Origin of the sequence: Providencia xihuensis (assembly GCF_041953405.1) — a bacterium.
GTDB classification, from domain to species: domain Bacteria; phylum Pseudomonadota; class Gammaproteobacteria; order Enterobacterales; family Enterobacteriaceae; genus Providencia; species Providencia vermicola.
The window spans coordinates 3,017,013-3,030,764 of record NZ_CP169565.1 but is presented as its reverse complement, the minus strand read 5'-3'; the positions used below and the strand labels follow the sequence as shown (position 1 = coordinate 3,030,764).

General features: G+C 40.7%; 14 protein-coding genes. 4 read left to right on the top strand and 10 right to left on the bottom strand.

From position 1 onward, the window contains the following. The first annotated feature begins 10 nt into the window (after nt 1-10). Nucleotides 11-898, top strand: coding sequence for a formate dehydrogenase subunit beta (fdxH, locus tag ACE2AL_RS13730; protein ID WP_206086705.1), 888 nt, complete (start codon nt 11-13; stop codon nt 896-898). Beyond that, nucleotides 891-1,547: a formate dehydrogenase-N subunit gamma gene (fdnI, locus tag ACE2AL_RS13725; protein ID WP_206086706.1), complete on the top strand. Its 657-nt coding sequence runs from the start codon at nt 891-893 to the stop codon at nt 1,545-1,547. The genes fdxH and fdnI overlap by 8 nt, the downstream gene beginning before the upstream one ends. 74 nt (nt 1,548-1,621) lie before the next feature. Here fdnI and ACE2AL_RS13720 read toward each other — a convergent pair whose 3' ends face one another. Beyond that, nucleotides 1,622-2,176, bottom strand: a complete 555-nt coding sequence (locus ACE2AL_RS13720; RefSeq protein ID WP_206086707.1) for a GNAT family N-acetyltransferase — start codon at nt 2,174-2,176, stop codon at nt 1,622-1,624. A gap of 4 nt (nt 2,177-2,180) precedes the next feature. Continuing rightward, nucleotides 2,181-2,621 (bottom strand): GNAT family N-acetyltransferase, encoded by a 441-nt coding sequence (locus ACE2AL_RS13715; protein WP_206086708.1) that lies wholly within the window; start codon nt 2,619-2,621, stop codon nt 2,181-2,183. 198 nt (nt 2,622-2,819) lie between these two features. On the opposite strand from ACE2AL_RS13715, the gene agp reads away from it, so the two are divergent. Together agp and ACE2AL_RS13705 are read left to right on the top strand one after the other, a co-directional pair. After that, nucleotides 2,820-4,073, top strand: coding sequence for a bifunctional glucose-1-phosphatase/inositol phosphatase (gene agp, locus ACE2AL_RS13710; RefSeq protein ID WP_206086709.1), 1,254 nt, complete (start codon nt 2,820-2,822; stop codon nt 4,071-4,073). Nucleotides 4,074-4,190: 117 nt separating this feature from the next. Next, complete coding sequence (locus tag ACE2AL_RS13705; protein ID WP_272538705.1) at nt 4,191-4,685, top strand: GNAT family N-acetyltransferase; 495 nt, start codon at nt 4,191-4,193, stop codon at nt 4,683-4,685. A 171-nt stretch (nt 4,686-4,856) separates the two neighbouring features. Here the strand turns inward: ACE2AL_RS13705 and ACE2AL_RS13700 are convergent, their stop codons facing one another. The 8 genes from ACE2AL_RS13700 to mdtG form a co-directional block, all read right to left on the bottom strand. After that, nucleotides 4,857-5,294 (bottom strand): universal stress protein, encoded by a 438-nt coding sequence (locus tag ACE2AL_RS13700; RefSeq protein WP_206086711.1) that lies wholly within the window; start codon nt 5,292-5,294, stop codon nt 4,857-4,859. Nucleotides 5,295-5,512: 218 nt separating this feature from the next. Then, complete coding sequence (locus ACE2AL_RS13695; RefSeq protein ID WP_206086712.1) at nt 5,513-6,082, bottom strand: tetratricopeptide repeat protein; 570 nt, start codon at nt 6,080-6,082, stop codon at nt 5,513-5,515. A 598-nt stretch (nt 6,083-6,680) separates the two neighbouring features. Next, entirely contained in the window at nt 6,681-7,088 is a 408-nt protein-coding gene (locus tag ACE2AL_RS13690; protein ID WP_206086713.1) for an acyl-CoA thioesterase, read from the bottom strand. Nucleotides 7,089-7,294: 206 nt separating this feature from the next. Beyond that, the gene (locus ACE2AL_RS13685) at nt 7,295-7,651 is read right to left on the bottom strand and encodes a hypothetical protein (RefSeq protein WP_272538704.1); all 357 of its coding nucleotides are present in this window, start codon (nt 7,649-7,651) and stop codon (nt 7,295-7,297) included. Nucleotides 7,652-7,759: 108 nt separating this feature from the next. Beyond that, on the bottom strand, nt 7,760-9,178 hold the full coding sequence (locus tag ACE2AL_RS13680) for an FAD-binding oxidoreductase (RefSeq protein WP_206086715.1): 1,419 nt from the start codon (nt 9,176-9,178) through the stop codon (nt 7,760-7,762). A gap of 287 nt (nt 9,179-9,465) precedes the next feature. Next, the gene (locus tag ACE2AL_RS13675) at nt 9,466-10,260 is read right to left on the bottom strand and encodes a PhzF family phenazine biosynthesis protein (protein ID WP_206086716.1); all 795 of its coding nucleotides are present in this window, start codon (nt 10,258-10,260) and stop codon (nt 9,466-9,468) included. A 141-nt stretch (nt 10,261-10,401) separates the two neighbouring features. Next, nucleotides 10,402-11,931, bottom strand: coding sequence for a peptide MFS transporter (locus ACE2AL_RS13670; RefSeq protein ID WP_206086717.1), 1,530 nt, complete (start codon nt 11,929-11,931; stop codon nt 10,402-10,404). Between the two features lie 383 nt (nt 11,932-12,314). Further along, entirely contained in the window at nt 12,315-13,541 is a 1,227-nt protein-coding gene (mdtG, locus tag ACE2AL_RS13665) for a multidrug efflux MFS transporter MdtG (RefSeq protein WP_206086718.1), read from the bottom strand. Between the last annotated feature and the right edge of the window lie 211 nt (nt 13,542-13,752).

The following is a 13,752-nucleotide window of genomic DNA, read 5'->3' as shown; positions in this document are numbered from 1 at the left end:
GGGAGGGAACATGTCCATGCAATCTCAAGACATTATTAAACGTTCCGCGACCAATAGCATTACGCCTCCGCCGCAGGCGCGTGATGATAAGCTGGAAGTGTGTAAGCTTATTGATGTGTCATCCTGTATTGGCTGTAAAGCTTGTCAGGTGGCATGTTCTGAGTGGAATGATATTCGTGACGAAGTGGGCCACTGCGTAGGGGTTTACGATAACCCTACGGATTTAAGTGCCAAATCGTGGACGGTGATGCGTTTTAGCGAAACCACGGAAATGGGCAAGTTAGAGTGGCTGATCCGTAAAGATGGCTGTATGCACTGTACCGACCCAGGCTGTTTGAAATCGTGCCCATCTGCAGGTGCAATCATTCAGTACGCTAATGGTATTGTGGATTTCCAATCAGAGCACTGTATTGGTTGTGGCTACTGTATCGCAGGTTGTCCATTCAACATTCCACGATTGAATCCGAAAGATAATCGTGTGTACAAATGTACTTTGTGCGTTGATAGAGTCAGTGTTGGTCAAGAACCTGCTTGTGTGAAAACGTGTCCGACAGGGGCTATTCGTTTTGGTACAAAAGCCGAAATGCTGGAATACGGCGCAGAGCGCGTCACGAAACTGAAAAATCGTGGTTACGCCCAAGCGGGTATTTATGACCCTGAAGGCGTCGGTGGAACACATGTTGTTTATGTGTTGCATCATGCGGATAAACCCCAGCTTTATCACGGACTGCCTGAAGATCCACAAATTGATACCCCAATTAATCTGTGGAAAGGCGTTCTGAAACCACTTTCTGCAATTGGCTTTATTGCAACCTTTGCGGGATTAATCTTCCACTATGTGGGAATTGGCCCGAACAAAGAAGTGAGTGATGAAGAGGAGGACGATAACCATGAGTAAAAAAAGCAAAATGATTGTACGGACAAAATTTATTGACCGTGCTTGCCACTGGACAGTGGTCATCAGCTTCTTCTTGGTTGCGTTGTCAGGTATTGCACTGTTTTTCCCAACACTGAAATGGCTGACGGAAACTTTCGGTACACCACAAATGGGGCGTATTCTTCACCCATTCTTTGGTGTGTTGATTTTTGTCGTACTGATGTTTATGTTTGTGCGCTTTGTGAAACACAATATTCCAGATAAAAAGGACTTACCTTGGATCAAGAATATTGTAGAAGTCCTCAAAGGTAACGAGCACGAAGTTGCGGATGTTGGCAAATATAACGCAGGCCAAAAAATGATGTTCTGGAGTATTATGAGTATGATTTTCGTACTCTTAGTGACTGGGATTATCATTTGGCGTCCTTACTTTGCGGATATGTTCCCGATGTGGATGATCCGTTGGAGCCTGCTTATTCACGCAGCAGCCGCGATTATTTTAATCCACGCAATCTTAATCCATATGTATATGGCATTCTGGGTTAAAGGCTCGATTAAAGGCATGATCGAAGGCAAAGTGAGCCGTCGTTGGGCGAAGAAACACCACCCACGCTGGTATCGTGATGTTGAAGCGAAAGAAGCTAAAGCAGAAGCGGAAAGTAAAAAGTAATTTACGTATAAGCTAAGCAACCTGAAGCCATCACAGTGTGATGGCTTTTTTGTGGGGATTGTTTTGGTGGCATTTTAATTACGGTAATCGCTCGCTTTAATGCGATACAACACATGTTCTTGTAGCCAATGACCATCAGGGAGCGCAGGGTGATAAAAGTTATCAGGCTGTTTTATCATGCCAAGGCGTTTCATTACCGATTCTGATGGAATGTTGGGAACTGCGGTAAATGCAACTAACTCTTTAAGTTTTAACTGGGTAAACGCCAGCCGAATAACGGCTTTCGCCCCTTCAGAAGCAAAGCCTTGATGCCAATAATCAGGAAGCAAACGCCAACCAATTTCAACGCAGGGGGAAAAGGGCAGGTTAGCGGCGGGAATATTTAAGCCAAGAAAGCCAATAAATGCACTGGTTTCTTTTAATTCGGCAGCCCATAACCCCCAGCCACCTTGTTGGCTAAATTTTGTGATGATGGTTTCTAAAAACTGTTGGCTTTGTTGCTCATCTAATATGGCAGGAAAGTAGCGCATCACGTCAGGGTTGCTATTGAGCGCATAAAACACGGCGCTATCTTCCTCTTGCCACTTGCGAAGGCGTAATCGCGGGGTCTCTAATTCGAGAATGTTCATGCTACTACGCTATTTTTAAACGCATATGTAAGAGTGGAAAAGGGTTTCCTTCACCATCTAACTCTGAACGGTCATATTGTACAAACCCCATATGTTCATAAAATCCAACAGCTTGTGGATTTTGCTCATTCACATCAAGCTCTGTGATACCCCATTTTTCAATGGCGTATTGTAGGAGCTTCTTCCCTGTCCCTTGCCCGCGGTTTTCTGGGGAGATAAATAGCATTTCAAGGCGATTTTCAGCGTAACCAAGAAAGCCCACCATTTTACCTGTATCATTAAAGGCGACAAATACAGCTAAGTTTGGCAAATATAGCTGTTTAATTGCTACTTTGAGTTCGTCAATTTTTTCTTCAGGTAAAAAATCGTGAGTGGCTCTAACAGAAGCCTCCCAAATTCGAATTATTTCATCATCATGTGCACGCGTGGCAGCTTGGACTATCATTATCTTGTCTCCCTAAAATAATGCTGCAATCTTAAATTGCAGACCTGTAATGTCAATGTCTGATTTTAATTTTAGTTAAGGCTAGTTTTGAGATATTAATCTCAGAAAAAAAAGTCAGCTTTGTCATTATGAGATAAGTTTAGATTATTGGGGCGGTTTAACGTCTTTTCACTTTTCCATATTGGTAGGGGTATCTTAATGAAATACAAAGTGTTAACGCTATGTTTATCTGCGGCCTTATTTGCACCGATTGCACCAACCATGGCAAGTACCGACAATCAAGCAGATATGGTTTTAGACCAAGTTTTAGTCCTTAGCCGCCACAATTTACGAACACCAATAGTTAATACAGGTATTCTCACTGAAGTGACTGATAAAAAATGGCCGGATTGGGATGCAAAAAGCGGTTATCTCACCACTCAAGGTGGGGCGCTTGAAGTGTATATGGGGCATTATTTTAGAGAGTGGATTGACCAAAATAAGTTACTCGCGGATGAGTTATGCCCAACTAGTAACGAAGATATATATCTGTATACCAATAGCTTACAAAGAACGATAGCGACAGCACAGTTTTTTGCAGCGGGGGCATTTCCTGGCTGTAAAGTGAATATCCACCATCAGCCAGAAATTGGTAAGATGGACCCTGTCTTTAACCCGATTATTACCAATGGCTCGCCTGAGTTTAAACAAAAAGCCCTTGCGGCAATGGATGATTATCTTAAAGGTTTATCACTAAAAGCAGGTTATGAAGAACTTGATACCGTATTGAATATTAAAGATTCTCAAAAATGCAAAACGGATAAATTGTGTAACCTCGATAGCCAAAAAAATAGTTTTATTATCGAAGCAGATAAAGAGCCGGGTGTTAGTGGCCCATTGAAAATTGCGAATTCTGCAGTGGATGCTATCGACCTACAATATTATGAAGGTTTTCCCGCAGATCAAGTCGCATGGGGGCTAGTGGATACCCCTGAGAAATGGAAAAAACTGAATACTCTGAAAAATGCGTACCAAGAGACCTTATTTACGCCAAAAATTATTGCGAAAAATGTGGCTCATCCAATCCTCAATTATATTGATAAAGGCTTTGTATCCGTAGATAAAGGGGAAACAGCTAAATTTATTTTCTTAGTGGGTCACGATTCCAACATTGCTTCATTGATGTCAGCGATGGATTTTAAACCGTATCAGTTAGCACAGCAGTACGAGCATACGCCAATTGGCGGTAAATTGGTTTTCCAGCGTTGGACAGACAAACAAACGAAAAAAGACTTTATGAAAGTTGAATATGTTTATCAAACTGCAGATCAACTTAGGGACAATGCCTATTTATCCCTTGAGACACCCCCAAAACATGTGACTTTAGAGCTAAAAGATTGCCCGGTTGATAAAAATGGCTATTGTTCATGGGAAGATTTCCAAAAGGTGATGGCGAAAGCATTGGAACAATAAACGTTTAATCTTCCTCGTTAAGGCCCATTAACAGTAATGTTCAATGGGCTTTTTTCATGTTGAAATTTATGTTTAGCTGCTTACAATTCAGCCATCTTATTTTATCGAGTGACAAATATGCCTATCCAGTTTTTACGACTTCCCCAAATTCCAACAGCTGAGATTATTGCGCTAAATACACACCCATTAGTATTGAAGCATATGCCTCTGGGGGATGTACTATTTGATGAGGCATTTTGCCGAAATTGGGTTGCGGGAAAAGAGCAGCATTGGAGCCAGTATGGTTATGGCGTTTGGGCATTTGTTATCGATGGACAATTTGCGGGGTGGGGTGGGCTGCAAAATGAAAACGGTGATGCGGATTTAGCCCTTGTTTTGCATCCAGTATTTTGGGGGGAAGGCAAACGGATTGCGGTACAAATGATCCAAAAGGCTTTTAGTTCCCTGAATATTGATTCCCTAACCATTCATTTGCCGTTAACAAGACTTAAGCTAGCGGCGTTATTGCGCTATGGATTTGTCGAAGACGGTTTGGTTGATTTTGATGGCGTACCGTTTAAACGGTTTAGGCTGAAAAAAGCCGATAAAAAGATGAAAAAAACCCTGCTATAAAAGCAGGGCGTGAAAATCACGAAAATGTTTATGAGCCTATAATTTACCGCAATTAGCGATGAAATAGTCTTATAAAGTGTATGGATTTATACGTTTTTGTAACATTCATTGAGCTTAAACTTATCATTGGTAAAGTAAGATAAAATTACTAAAAATTGTAGATAGTAAAGCTTATCTGACAACCAGTACGCTTGTTTTTGCGTAACGTACGACGGATGCTGCATTTGAACCTAATAAATAGGTTGTCATACTCGGGCGACGTGAACCCAGTAAGATAATATCAGCATTAATATCTTCGGCAGTGGCTAAAATTTCATCTTTAACCGAACCAACACTCGCCTTTGCATGCACTTTTTCCGCAGGAATTGAAAACAACTTAATTTTCTCTTGTAACTCAGCAAGAATAATCTCAGCTTGTTTTTCATCATTCGGGAAATCGCCTGGTAAAATGGTGCCACCATAGCGTAGATAATTAGAAATTGGGGCCGTGACCGCAAGAAAATGAACATTAGCATTATTCAATTTTTGCAGAGAATTGACATGTGGAACTAACATATTGGTCAGAGCATCTTCGGTTACATCGATCGGAACTAAAATTGTATTGTACATAAATTCTCCTTTTTTCTTTTATATTATAAGTTTAGAACATTCTTATACATTTTGATATTGATTATTCATACTAGAATAGTAACTGATTGGTTGGTGATGGGGTGTGAGCCAGTAGTCGCAATCAGATTTTTAGCAAAGAAAAAATAAAAACGAACATGACCGATGATGGTGATGTTCGTCAAAATAGGAAAGTTTTAATCTAGAGGAAAAGGGCTGGATTATTTTTTAGAGCACGCTTCTTTAATGCCAGCTTTACAGGCTTGCGCTAGGTAGTCAGCCGCTAATTTATCATTAATTTCGGTACCTTCACCATTCTCAAGCATCTTTCCGAGCTGATATTGTGCGGGAGGAAACTTTTTCTCAGCAGATTTTTGGAACCACTCAAATGCGGTAATATAGTTTTGTTTTACCCCAATACCTTGATAATAAAATTGCCCCATATAGTTTTGTGCTTCAACATTCCCTTTATTCGCTGATTTTTCAAATAACTCCATCGCAGTTTCAAGGTTTTGTTCTACACCATTACCATTTAGGTACATATCGCCTAAAAATAGCTGAGCATCAGAATTGCCTTTATTTGAGGCCATCGTCAGCCATTTTTTGGCTTTACCGTAGTCTTGTTTCAGCTCATTACCCAGGTAGTAACCAATCCCAAGCATCACTTGTGCTTTAATATCGCCTTTTTGGGCTTCTTGCTCAATACGTTTGATGGTTTCTTTAGGAACCGCAGCAACACTGAGATTAATGGATAAAATAAAGATAAAAATAAGTGAAAGAATTCTAAGCATGGTTTTATTTCTTATGTCATCGATGTTTATTACTATTATTTATAGGCTATAAAATGTATTTTTGCACATTAATTATTGAACTCGCCTAACTACTTCAAGCATATATGTAATGCCATAGTGCAGATATCGCGTTTTAAATAATAAATATTCTTTTCAGGCGTTACACCCTTTTAGGGTAATTAGCGTGTTGAAATACTCTACGTCCATAATGGGTAAATTACAATATCTATTCTAAATTACATCTTATAGGAGTATTTTTGTGGTGTTAAAATATGACGCTATATGATTGTTGTAACAAGATATTAATGTTTTTTTATTTTTTAAACTAAGTATTTCTAATTATGATAATTATATATTAATAGACATTTTATGAATAACGTAAAAATTAATTTTTTGTTGAAAATCCTTTTTGGTGAATTATGCCAAAAAATATCATAACTTAAACGAAAAATAGCTTTATTTAACGATTTTGGATATAACGATATGAAAAATAGAAAACTTAAATAATGAAAGGTTAGAAAGATAAATAAAGTGTGAATAAAAATAGGTTCACACTTTATTTACACCAAAAAGGTGATTGTTTCAGTTATTTTAAATATTATTCACCAAATAAGGGTGTTGGTTTTCCATTGTCATCAATGGCTACAAAGTTAAACTGGCCATGGATAACTTCTTCACGGCCTTCAGAATACATATCTTCCAAGAAGATGGATACATTCACCGTTAAGCTGGTTCTACCGACTCGGATGACTTTTCCGACTAATTCAACAATCGTGCCTGATGGAATGGGATGTGTAAAATTGATCTTTTCTGTAGAAACGGTCACTAAACGTTTTCGGCTAAAGCGGGTTGCAGTGATAAAAGAGACTTCATCCATCCATGCTAAAGCTGTACCACCAAATAAGGTGCTATGGTGGTTAGTTGTGGTCGGGAATACAACTTTAGAAACGCGGGAAATGGATTGTTCGATTTTTTGTGCGATGACATCATCAACGATGGAACTCATGGTTGGGCCTTACAGTTGTTACTTAGTGTATTAATAATGTTAAGGCTAAGTGTAATACTCATCACAAATAATTACAGCAATAAATGAGAAGTGAATCGATCCAGTTTGGAAGGTTTTTGAAATAGAGCACATTTTGCTATCGTGATGATAAAAATGTATTCATCCACACCGATATGGTGTGAATGAAAACGAATAAAATGAGCCAGTTAGTTATCTAAATATTCAGCACTCATTCGAATGGCTTTTGCATTATCACCACTTTTTACGCAAGATACCAAAAAGGCTTTGGATTCTGTCCAAATAGTGGCGGAAAAATCTTTACCATCAACATCTTTTTCGATGGTAATCGGGTAATTTTCAACACCATCTAGCCACTCTTTTAAGCCAGATTTACAGGTTGCAAAATCCTCTTTTGCTATCGAGCCATCTAAGGTAGGCGTTGCAGTTTGGGGTTTTTTCCCAGAAGCAATCATATTTTCAACTTGCTCTAGGGTGTAGTTTTTCTCTGCCACTACGCCGAAACTCACTAACGAAATCATCATTCCTAATAATAACTTGTTCATAATCACTCCATTTGATTTAAGTCGAGAATGTTAAGGGATTGAGGAATATTAGGCAATAAAAAACCCTCCAACTTGGAGGGTTTTTGTGATCGCGATGAAGCGAATAAACTAGCTGAATCTGTACAGGCTAAATGGTTTTACATTCAGTGCAGGTTCTTTGCCTAACAATAAGTCGGCAGTTAATTCAGACGAAACTGGGCTTTCTGTCATACCCCAACCTGTTGCGGTATTGATAACCAGACCTGGGTATTCATTAACTTGGGAAATAATTGGGTGTTCATCTGGTGCGATGGCCATTGCTCCGCTCCATTGATCAATCAGTTTTGAGTCTTTAAATGCAGGGAATTCGGTTTTTAGTTTCTCAAATGATGCATTCAGTTCTGGCAGGTCTGGTAATGCTGTCATATTTCTGTGTTTTTCAAACGGTGAAACTTCATTCAATTTCCAGCTAGTTGGCTCTGTGAATGAGTTAATCAGTTGCTCATTTAACGAAATGTGCACTGGGAAATCAGGCATTGATAATAATGGGATATATTTATAGCCGTAAACGAAGGAATCTTTCACCACTGGTGCGACGATAACACGTGGAGAAGTTGCATAAGTGCCATCAGCTTGTTCACGGAAGAAGATATTACCTGGTAATGCGACGTTACCACCTGGCGCTGTTGGTGAACCAGAAATTAACTGTTGGGATTGATAAGCAGGCAGAGTTGGGACGTCTACCCCTAAATTCTGCATAAACAAGCGTGACCAAACACCGCCAGCCACAACGACACGAGAGGTTTTGATCGCCCCTTTTTCCGTAACGACATCTGAAATTGCGCCACCTTGAGTTTCTAACCCTCTTGCTGCGCAGTTGGTGTAAATTTTGATCCCCAGTTTTTTGGCATGCTCTGCCATCACGAAGGTCGCAATTTCAGCATCTAAACTGCCTGAATCTTCTTCAAATCCAGCAATGCTCCATTTAGATTGTGCACCTTTTAGGCGCTGATCTAACTCTGCACCTTCAATAATACGAGTTTTGAATGGGATGTCAGAACCGACATTTTTGCTGGTGGTATCAATCCACTCTCTCACGTTGACTAAGTCTTCTTCGTCAAGAGGGACTTCAACACGGCCTTGGGTGCGGTAGCTGGTATCAGCACCGACTTTGGCATTCATCTCTCTCCAGCGATGTTTACCGAGATGGTGAAGTAAGAAGGTTTCTTCTGGCATTTTATAGGTGATAACTTGGCCGTAGAAACGGGATGATTGCTCACCCGCGATATTGCCTTTTTCAACGATGACAACATCTAAGCCTCGACCGACTAATTCAATAGCAGTCATAATCCCTAGAATTCCAGCACCAATAACAACGACGTCAGCTTGTTGTGGTAGTGCACCTTCCGTCCCTGCAACGAAGCCATGTCTTGGCTTACCAGGTACAAAGCGACCTTCACGCGTTAGCATTGGCGTTAAAATTCCAGCACCAGCGGCTACAGTGACAACCGCGCCACCAATAAGAAATTTTCTTCTAGTAATAGCCATTTATAGAGTTCCTTATATAAAATGAGTTTTTAACAGTTAATCAAAGCGTTAATAAGTAATACTTATAATTGCAATTATATTTTTAATTATAATTATGATTGTAAACTAATTTAACGTTGATTTAAAATTTTTAATTAAATGTTAAAAAAATTATTATCTAATCTGAGATAAGGAACACAAAAGAGAGGGAGGAGTCATACTCATCACATGCCGAACATCATTTAATGTCATTGTTGTGAGTGCGGATATTGGTTGAAGTATGAGCTCTTGAATCTAGACTTTGTAGTCTATTGATTAATTTGAATTTTACCTGTTAGGAATAAGGCTGCATTTCCTGTTAGCTTAACTCTGCCGTTATTGACCTCGCAGTGGATTATACCGCCTCTTTTCGAGAGTTGTTTTCCGACTAATGCTGTTTTTTGTAATCGTTCTGCCCAAATTGGGGCAATGGCACAGTGTGAAGTGCCAGTGACAGGGTCTTCATTTACCCCCTTGGCGGGGGCAAAATAGCGTGATACGAAGTCACAGTCGTCTTCAGTACTTTGTGCTGTAATTGTTAACCCTGGCAGAGGAAGTTGTGCAAGGCGTTGCATGTCTGGTTGGCAGTTTTCGATTTGCTGTCTATTTGAAAGAAAACACAGATAGCGGTCTTTGGCGAGCCAAAGCTCAGTAATTTCAACACCTAAAATATCAGCAAGTTCAGGGAATTGTATTGGTGAACTGAGAACTGAATCAAGGATGGGAAAATCAAGAGTGAGGCCTTGTTCACTGCAGGTTACCACTAATTCTCCCGAAAGTGATTTAAAGACGATTGGCTGGGCGTGTTGCTGTAATACATGGTTAAGGACATAAGCCGTAGCTAAAGTGGCATGGCCACATAAGGCAACTTCCATTTTTGGGGTAAACCAGCGGATATGTTGACCGACTAAAAATGCCGTTTCCGATAAATTAATTTCCGCGGCAATGGCAATGAGCATATGATCAGGTAGCCAATCATTCAGTAGTACAATGGCTGCGGGATTCCCTTGAAATAAGGTATCTGTAAAGGCATCAACATAGTAGACAGGTAGAGAAAGGGACATACTTAACATTCCGGCTTATGGTAGATAAGACAGTGAGTATAATCTGATTAGAAAAAAATAATAAGCTAAGTAATCGTATGGGAGGAAAGAAAACTGCCCAACAACAATATGTCATTGAGCAGTTCAAGTTAATGAAGATAACTACGCTTTGGCTTCGTTTTTATCCGCATTTTTAAGCATCTTTCTTACTGGAATAATCAGTGCGGCCAATACGACAGCACAGATAACCAACGCGATAGATACGTGGGAGAACAATTCAGGCATGGAATCCAGTTGGTCTTTACGGATGTTACCGCCCATAATACCTGCCGCTAAGTTTCCTAATGCACTGGCACAGAACCACAGCCCCATAACCTGACCACGCATTTTTTGCGGTGCTAGCAAGGTCATTGTTGCTAAACCAATTGGGCTTAGGCACAGTTCACCTAAAGTCAGTAATAAGATACTACCCACTAGCCAGAACGGTGAAACGCCACTTTGTGTTGCTAATACTTGGTTTGCTGCAACCATCATGATAGCGAAACCGCCCGCGGCAAATAAAATACCGATAACAAATTTTGTCATACTGCTTGGGTTCATATTGCGCTTAGCAAGGGATGGCCAGAACCAGCTAAATACAGGGGCTAGCAAAATAATGAACAGAGCATTAATGGATTGGAACCAAATGGTTGGGATTTCAAAGCTACCCATTTGGCGATCGGTATAGTCACGAGCGAAAATGTTAAATGAAGTCGGTTTTTGCTCGAAGGCTGACCAGAAGAACGCGGCTGCAACCAGTAAAATCAAACAAGCTAATAAGCGTGAGCGTTCACTGCTATTTAAACCTGCAAAGAAGAACATAAACAGGAAGTAGATGCCCACACAGGTTGAAATCACGTAAGCAGAACTTTTAGCGATCATTGATGCGTTGAATGGGATTGTGCCGTTATCGATTAAGATAACCAATACCGCGAGCAATGCCATCGCAAAAGTGACCCATTTACCGACATTTTTACGTTGAACTGTCGGGTGGTTCCAAGTGGAATCTAAGCCGACTTCTTTGTCGTAACGACGCATTTGCGGAATAGCATAGAAGCGGAAGATTAACAGCGCCACTAACATCCCTAAACCACCGAGGCCAAAGCCTAAATGCCAACCGTATTTTTCATGCAATGGGCCAATGATTAATGGTGCAATAAATGAACCCATATTGATACCCATATAAAACAGGGAGAAACCGCCATCACGGCGTGTATCTTCTTTCTTATACAGGGTACCTACCATCACGGTGATACAGGTTTTAAACAGCCCCGTTCCGAGTACGATCAGCAATAGACCAACAAAGAAGAAGGTATTCGTTAAAAATGCAGACATTGCGATGGATAAGTGACCAAATGCAATGATCAATGAGCCGTACCAAACCGCTCTGCGTTGGCCTAACCAGTTATCAGCTAACCAGCCGCCTGGTAACGAAGTGATGTAAACACCACCTGCAAAGATACCAACGATAGCAGAGGCTTGTTCAATTGGCAGCTCCATGCCGCCTTGTAAGAGTGCCGCACTCATAAACAGAATAAGTAGCGGGCGAACGCCGTAGAAAGAGAACCTTTCCCACATTTCGGTAAGGAAAAGTGAACTCAGCGGGTATGGATGCCCGAAAAAAGTTTTTGTTTTAGTCGCAGAATTATTCATCTGTGAACTCCCATAAATCATCTCTTGAGAGGTTGTGCATGATATAAAACACCAAGCCGAGCGCCTGAGTGTCGATTATTATTTGATATGTTAACTTTCAGTTTGGAAACATATTTTTAACATACATTATTATAGAATCGCCTATAAACAGAATGAATTTATTGTAAAAGGCGAGGTTTTAAGGTGAAAAGTCGATATAACTCTCATTTTTCACGATAAGGTAGGGGAAGATACAGGATTTTCATTGACAATAAAAGAAAGAATTTTGAATCGATTAAGTTGTTATTAAACAGTTAGTTAATCATATAAAGTATTATTTTTTCGTTAAGAAAACAATAAAGCTTATAAAGCATCAGGTTTTTGGTTAAAAACTATCTGGCTAATTATTGCTCAGTTGGTGAAGCGCGTAGGCCATCTGATTGGCGTCGAATAATGAGCCAAGAATAGATAAGATTAAAAAGGACTAAAGCAGCTGTGAAGAAAAAGACAGCTCTGAAACCATAGGTTGCTGCAACAAACGACCCCATCAGCGGCCCCGTTACATTCCCCACATCCCGCAAAGCTTGGTTATAGCTGAAAATACGGCCAGTCACTTGGTGCGAAATATTATAAATAATTAGCGTCTGAACCGCTGGTAGTAAGGCGGCATTAAGTGCCCCTAATAAAAAACGTAGGAAACCTAACTCCCAATAGCTACTGACGAGCCCCATCGGGAATAGCACAAAAATTGAGGTACCTAAAACGGCCAATAGGACTTTTTCAGGGCCAATTCGATCACTTAATTTACCTAGCATTGGTGCGCTGATTAACGCGGCGACGCCAGGAATAGATGCAATCACTCCACTAACAAATGCTAGGTTTTCAAGGGAGTCTGACAGTTCTCGAACATAAAGGGTAATGACAGGGTTAATGGAACCCATTGCGGCCTGAATAATCATGGTGGTGAAAAATAAGCTGATGACCAAGTTTTTATTCCGTAGGGAGGCAAAAACCTGTTTACTGGTTAAGGCATCTTTGCGCGAAACAGGGGTGAAACGTTCGCGAACATAAAAAAGGGTGACGAAAAAACAGATAAATAGAACGGTTGCTGTGATAAAAAAGACGGGGCGTAAACCATACTGGTCAGCAAGGAACCCACCAATTAATGGGCCAATGAGCGCACCACTCACAGCCCCCGTGGCCAAAACGCCCATTGCCCAGCCACTTTTTTTCACTGGAATTTGTGTGGCGATTAGCGCATTGGCATTGGGCACAAAGCCACCAAGCAAGCCGAGTAAGGCTCTGAGTGCCAATAATTGCCAGATATTTTGTGCAAAGCCAATCAAGACCATCACAATCGCCATGCCAAGCGCAGAGCGCAGCAGCATTAACTTACGACCTTTACGGTCAGATAGCCGCCCCCAGAACGGCGCGGCGATGGCGGAAAACAGAAAAGTAATACTGAAAACAGCGCCGGTCCATAAATTCAACGAAGCGTGGTCTTTGACGCCGAGCTCTTCAATATAAAGGGGAAGAAAAGGCATGATTAAGCTAAAGGCAGCACCTGTTAAGAAGCAGCCGAACCAGACGACGTATAAGTTTCTTTTCCAGTAATTACCTTTTCCCGTCATATTTTCCCTTTATATTCAGACCGACAGCATTGTTGCCGTCATTTTCCCGTCATATTCAACCCTACAGCGTTGTTACCGTCACTCAGCTACTCAAGTCACGTACTTGTGTACTCTCCTTGGGATATCTTCATTTAGGCGCCTCGCTGTAGGGCTGACTATTTAGGGAAAACTTTTGGCTTATTTTCCTGTTATATTCAGACCGACAGCGTTG

What these genes read in the sequence shown, in the direction of transcription:
- ACE2AL_RS13675 (WP_206086716.1), bottom strand. Translation starts at nt 10,260, where the DNA reads ATGTCCCTTTCTCTACCTGTCTACTATGTTGATGCCTTTACAGATACC.
- ACE2AL_RS13700 (WP_206086711.1), bottom strand. Translation starts at nt 5,294, where the DNA reads ATGTACAATACAATTTTAGTTCCGATCGATGTAACCGAAGATGCTCTG.
- ACE2AL_RS13720 (WP_206086707.1), bottom strand. Translation starts at nt 2,176, where the DNA reads ATGAACATTCTCGAATTAGAGACCCCGCGATTACGCCTTCGCAAGTGG.
- ACE2AL_RS13670 (WP_206086717.1), bottom strand. Translation starts at nt 11,931, where the DNA reads ATGAATAATTCTGCGACTAAAACAAAAACTTTTTTCGGGCATCCATAC.
- ACE2AL_RS13685 (WP_272538704.1), bottom strand. Translation starts at nt 7,651, where the DNA reads ATGAACAAGTTATTATTAGGAATGATGATTTCGTTAGTGAGTTTCGGC.
- fdxH (WP_206086705.1), top strand. Translation starts at nt 11, where the DNA reads ATGTCCATGCAATCTCAAGACATTATTAAACGTTCCGCGACCAATAGC.
- ACE2AL_RS13715 (WP_206086708.1), bottom strand. Translation starts at nt 2,621, where the DNA reads ATGATAGTCCAAGCTGCCACGCGTGCACATGATGATGAAATAATTCGA.
- ACE2AL_RS13680 (WP_206086715.1), bottom strand. Translation starts at nt 9,178, where the DNA reads ATGGCTATTACTAGAAGAAAATTTCTTATTGGTGGCGCGGTTGTCACT.
- agp (WP_206086709.1), top strand. Translation starts at nt 2,820, where the DNA reads ATGAAATACAAAGTGTTAACGCTATGTTTATCTGCGGCCTTATTTGCA.
- mdtG (WP_206086718.1), bottom strand. Translation starts at nt 13,541, where the DNA reads ATGACGGGAAAAGGTAATTACTGGAAAAGAAACTTATACGTCGTCTGG.
- ACE2AL_RS13690 (WP_206086713.1), bottom strand. Translation starts at nt 7,088, where the DNA reads ATGAGTTCCATCGTTGATGATGTCATCGCACAAAAAATCGAACAATCC.
- ACE2AL_RS13695 (WP_206086712.1), bottom strand. Translation starts at nt 6,082, where the DNA reads ATGCTTAGAATTCTTTCACTTATTTTTATCTTTATTTTATCCATTAAT.
- ACE2AL_RS13705 (WP_272538705.1), top strand. Translation starts at nt 4,191, where the DNA reads ATGCCTATCCAGTTTTTACGACTTCCCCAAATTCCAACAGCTGAGATT.
- fdnI (WP_206086706.1), top strand. Translation starts at nt 891, where the DNA reads ATGAGTAAAAAAAGCAAAATGATTGTACGGACAAAATTTATTGACCGT.